Here is a 4,151-nt window from a genome sequence, read left to right as displayed (position 1 = left end):
GTCATGAGAAAGCCCATATAAATGGGTAATGTACAAGTTGCTGTAGAAGCATGTTTAGTTCGTCTGATCACAGATACTTTATAAACTATTTTAATACTTTTTTGAATCCGTCAATGCGTAAGTCCTAATTTATATTTTTATGAAAGTTAAAATTTTTTTCATAGATCAGTGTAATTTCATGTTGACCTGATCGCAAAATCTGAGTGGTTAAAGTTTGGGCTATTTTCAAAAATAGAGGTTTCTTCTCAGGCGGAACAGTGGTAAAAATAAAAATAAAGTGCTTAGTGAAAGTAGGGTGTTGGAATGAAAACCACAGTAAAATATGTAGTCTTAAAAAGTCTTGACTATCAATTGGGTACACCATTATTTCAGGAAGAAATTGACGCTGATGGTCAATATTTTGATCAGATACCAAGCACGATTTCTTATCAGAATTTGCAGTTCAAAGTGAAAAGCAAAGAGCTTAAACGTTTGTATCTGGCCGAAGAGCAGGAAGATACTCAAACGATTATCGTCAAAGTAGTCAATATCTAATAAAAACTGAATAGAATAAGCCTCTTTTAAAGAGGCTTATTCATTATAAATAGATTAATAAATATAATTACAAACAATGATTTGACCTAAGTTAATACCAGATTAATAGCTAAAAATATTTAACTTAAAGTCAAGATAAATTCGAAACAGCTTAAGTGTTATTGGTGAGGTCATGTTAAGTATCGTATTTCCTTACAATTAAGAATATTCAAAAAAATTGGATTTTTAATATTTTGTTTAATCTTTTAAAAATATAGAAGATTTAGATTGATTTTTATATATTAATAGATATCAATAATATAGGTATTAATTGGTTCTATTTGATAACGATTTTTAAATTTTATTAAAAATTTCATATATATGAAATAGGACTTAAGTTATTCCTTTTATTGGATAATAAATTTTTGACCTATATAATCTTTCATTATGTTTCTGTTGCATTATATCAGGTAATTTATGTTGCGCATTAATCTCCACTTCAAGTACTTATCTTACTATTTTTTACATTGAATTAATCTGTAACAGGTTAAAGGTTGGCGAAATCTAAAAAATGCGTAGAGTGGATATTAAGTCGAAACCTATCGGCTTTTAATTTAAAGCAAATAGTAAGGAATACCACCATGGCTAATAATCAACAGCAAGACCAACAGAAACAGCAGCAACAACAGCAACAGCAAAATCAACAACGCAATCAAGATCAGCAGCGTCAACAAAACAACCAGCAAAACCCAAATCAGCAACAAAATAACCAGCAGCAGCAACAACAGCAGCCGCAGCGCAATCAGCAACAAAACCAGCAAGGCCAACAGCAACAACAGCCACAGCAAAACAGTAACCAACAGCAACAAGATCAGTGAAAACCGCAGTGTTAATTCTGTTTAAGACTTACGCTCTTCATAAAAAAACCGCCTGAATCAGGCGGTTTTTTATATTTCATTGCACGATTAGACTAAGTATTTATTAACACTGAATATTGGCTTTTAGCTTGTAGAAATTCAAGGCATTGTCTAGGTCTGTGAGCAACTCTTTTTCTGTATATTCCTTGGGTGCAAGTTTTAGCAGAGCAGGCATGTAGTTATTTTTATATTCTTTAGGATATTGTTCACACAGGATGCGTGTTCTTTCTTCCAGACTAATTGTTGAAGAGTCGAGTTTGTCCAGATAAGCACTCAGTTGATTATCTGACTGTTCAAACTGCGCTTTAATATTTGCAGCAGCCTCGGCTGAATTCTCTGCTTGCTGTTTTTGGCAGCCGCTTATTGCCAGAATCATCAATAAAGTAATTAGTATGCGATTTTTCATGCTGCCAAAATATTGTTATTGCTCATATGAAAAATTATAGAGAGAAATGACTAAAAAGAAAGCAGGGATCTATAAACTTTATGAGACATTGAACATTCATAACATCCGATATTGACTGAAATAAGGAATTTTCTCCTACAAATCTGAATTAACCTATTCTCATTTATAGGTTTAGCAATTCTTCTTAGGTTTTGGTTGTTTAATCGTCTTATTTGTTCATTAAAAAGATTTTTGGATAAATTACAGTCATTTAATTAACAAAAGTAATGGTTTTTTCATATTTTGAAACATTGCATCTATATATCCTACACAGATTGGCTGCATGGCTAGTGATATCTTGGCGTCATTCTAAGAACTTAATGAAAATAATTAAAAATCAGCACATTATAAGGCCTGTTTAATTTAGGAGAGTTAAACAGGCTTTTTCTTTTCCGTCTTAAATCTGGTTTTTTCTTTGCTGATTGTATTTTTTGCTCATTCTCTTTCACATAAGTTTTCATACACAACATAAAGCCTGAAAATTCCCTCAGGAGAGATACATGAATAGATGTTATTTATATATCTCTTTTCACGAAAAGACAGGACAAAGCTATGATGAGATGTATATGCGCATTTGGCATGGGCGTGATGGTCGGCTGTTGTTTTAAATCTTGCAAAGAGAAAATGTGTCAGATGATGAGCAGCAAGCATTGTAAAAGTGATCATTGTAAAAAGGATCAGACGACTCAAGCTGAAGAGCCTGTACGAACTTAGCCCCAAAAGCTTCAATTTTACTTAAAGGCTAAACAGAGCTGAGTACTGAAGTTGTTCTAGATCGCTGATCCAATCATTTTATATTGAATCATTCTATATTTAAAGCAATAGAGCTTGATCCTAGATTGAGCTTTTTACACTTAGGAGAAAAACATGATGCAATTTATATTTTGTTTATTTGGTCTTCATGGTGCGACTGAAATTAACTACACGTGTGACCATGATGAGGTCAAACAGTGTCGTGATTGCTTGAAAAATATTGAATAATGTGCCAAATCATCAGACATCTTAATGAAGATCAATCCCCGTTCAATCATCAGTTGGCGGGGTTTTTCTTTACTGATGAAATTTTTGGATCTAAACATAATTTCTCACAAGGAATACTTTATAAAAGAATCATTTCAATAGGATTACGTTTTGATAAATTCTTAGCTGCTTAGAACTGGAATACCATAAAATTTATGCGTGTGATCACCCATGCTCGAATTCTTGAAGCAATTCAAAAGAGGCCACAGGCTGAAACTGCATTAGCTGGTGGGGATTGACTGATTAAGGCCAAGCATCCTAAAGGTTTTGCTGAGATGAAAAGACTTTTTCCGGCAGTGGGTAAGGTTAGAAAATTTCATGTATTTGATATCGGCGCGCACGCGAATTCATATTCTCTGCTGTACCGTCTACGATCAGGCTGAATAGCTTATTTGCTCAGATGGACTTCAGGAATTATGTAATGTAAAAGAGCACTTGAAGGAAAGTTTGTTTCTTTAGAAAACTGAATGTACAACATAAATAACATTGATGTTTAGCAGCAGATGTCATATTTATCTCTTAATAGATATATGAAGGAGATACATATGACAAATAAGCCAGAGCAAGAATCAAATCCGCATAAAGAATCAAATGATGACAAGGGTAATCAGGCATCTTATAAGCATGTCAAACCAGAGAAGAAACCCAATGCAGAACCGGAAAATCCATTGAGAGAGCAAAAATAGCTTTTTCACATGGACGAAGCCCTAACTTGGTTTAGGGCTTTTTAATTTCCCGATAAACGTTGATCTCTAGGCTTTGCAATAAACTCATCTTTCATTTCAAAGAAAAATTCATGGGCTTGTTCATGATCGCAGTGCAACCAGTCATGTCGTGATTCTTCCGGAATTACAATAATCGAGCGTTTTTCGTCATTCGGGTCATGAAACTGTTTCATAAAGGGATGTTGATCTGAATTTATGGTTAGCATCGAAAATGATCTGATCTTCTCACCATCAATGTGTGCGTCATCATAAATCGCCGCAACGGTAAAAGGATTGCCATCTTCACGTGAAATACCAAACCAGTGCGGTTTACCCTCTATATATTTAGGTTCATAGAATGTATCGACCGGTACTAAAGCAAACTGGTTGTTTTTCCAGGCATGTCGAAAACTTGGTTTGGATGCTGTTAGCGGCAGTGTAAAAATGACCCCCTAATGGCATTTAAAAACTGACCCCCTTGGTTAATATAGCGGTCATTTTGGACTGCTCAACATGTTAACTTTGGAGCAAGCAGTGACAATCCAAATACTT

The 4,151-nt window shown here is 34.2% G+C and carries 5 protein-coding genes; 3 read left to right on the top strand and 2 right to left on the bottom strand.

All coding sequences use genetic code 11. The features are described from left to right. The first annotated feature begins 303 nt into the window (after positions 1-303). Positions 304-534, top strand: a complete 231-nt coding sequence (locus tag AC1P5O_RS16175) for a hypothetical protein (RefSeq protein WP_004646792.1) — start codon at positions 304-306, stop codon at positions 532-534. Between the two features lie 620 nt (positions 535-1,154). Next, positions 1,155-1,391 (top strand): hypothetical protein, encoded by a 237-nt coding sequence (locus tag AC1P5O_RS16170; protein ID WP_005263031.1) that lies wholly within the window; start codon positions 1,155-1,157, stop codon positions 1,389-1,391. A 103-nt stretch (positions 1,392-1,494) separates the two neighbouring features. Here the strand turns inward: AC1P5O_RS16170 and AC1P5O_RS16165 are convergent, their stop codons facing one another. Next, positions 1,495-1,836, bottom strand: coding sequence for a hypothetical protein (locus AC1P5O_RS16165; RefSeq protein WP_005263030.1), 342 nt, complete (start codon positions 1,834-1,836; stop codon positions 1,495-1,497). A gap of 1,604 nt (positions 1,837-3,440) precedes the next feature. Here AC1P5O_RS16165 and AC1P5O_RS16160 point away from each other — a divergent pair. Further along, positions 3,441-3,581: a hypothetical protein gene (locus tag AC1P5O_RS16160; protein ID WP_005107128.1), complete on the top strand. Its 141-nt coding sequence runs from the start codon at positions 3,441-3,443 to the stop codon at positions 3,579-3,581. A 41-nt stretch (positions 3,582-3,622) separates the two neighbouring features. Here the strand turns inward: AC1P5O_RS16160 and AC1P5O_RS16155 are convergent, their stop codons facing one another. After that, a complete protein-coding gene (locus AC1P5O_RS16155; RefSeq protein ID WP_499006389.1) occupies positions 3,623-4,036 on the bottom strand; it encodes an SOS response-associated peptidase family protein in 414 nt (137 codons plus the stop codon). Between the last annotated feature and the right edge of the window lie 115 nt (positions 4,037-4,151).

Source organism: Prolinoborus fasciculus (assembly GCF_056724605.1).
The sequence above is the reverse complement of the archived record's forward strand: the minus strand, read 5'-3'. Positions and strand labels throughout refer to the sequence as shown.

Bases quoted from the DNA above. Each gene is read 5' to 3' on its own strand.
- AC1P5O_RS16175 (WP_004646792.1), top strand. From the start codon at position 304: ATGAAAACCACAGTAAAATATGTAGTCTTAAAAAGTCTTGACTATCAA.
- AC1P5O_RS16170 (WP_005263031.1), top strand. From the start codon at position 1,155: ATGGCTAATAATCAACAGCAAGACCAACAGAAACAGCAGCAACAACAG.
- AC1P5O_RS16165 (WP_005263030.1), bottom strand. From the start codon at position 1,836: ATGAAAAATCGCATACTAATTACTTTATTGATGATTCTGGCAATAAGC.
- AC1P5O_RS16160 (WP_005107128.1), top strand. From the start codon at position 3,441: ATGACAAATAAGCCAGAGCAAGAATCAAATCCGCATAAAGAATCAAAT.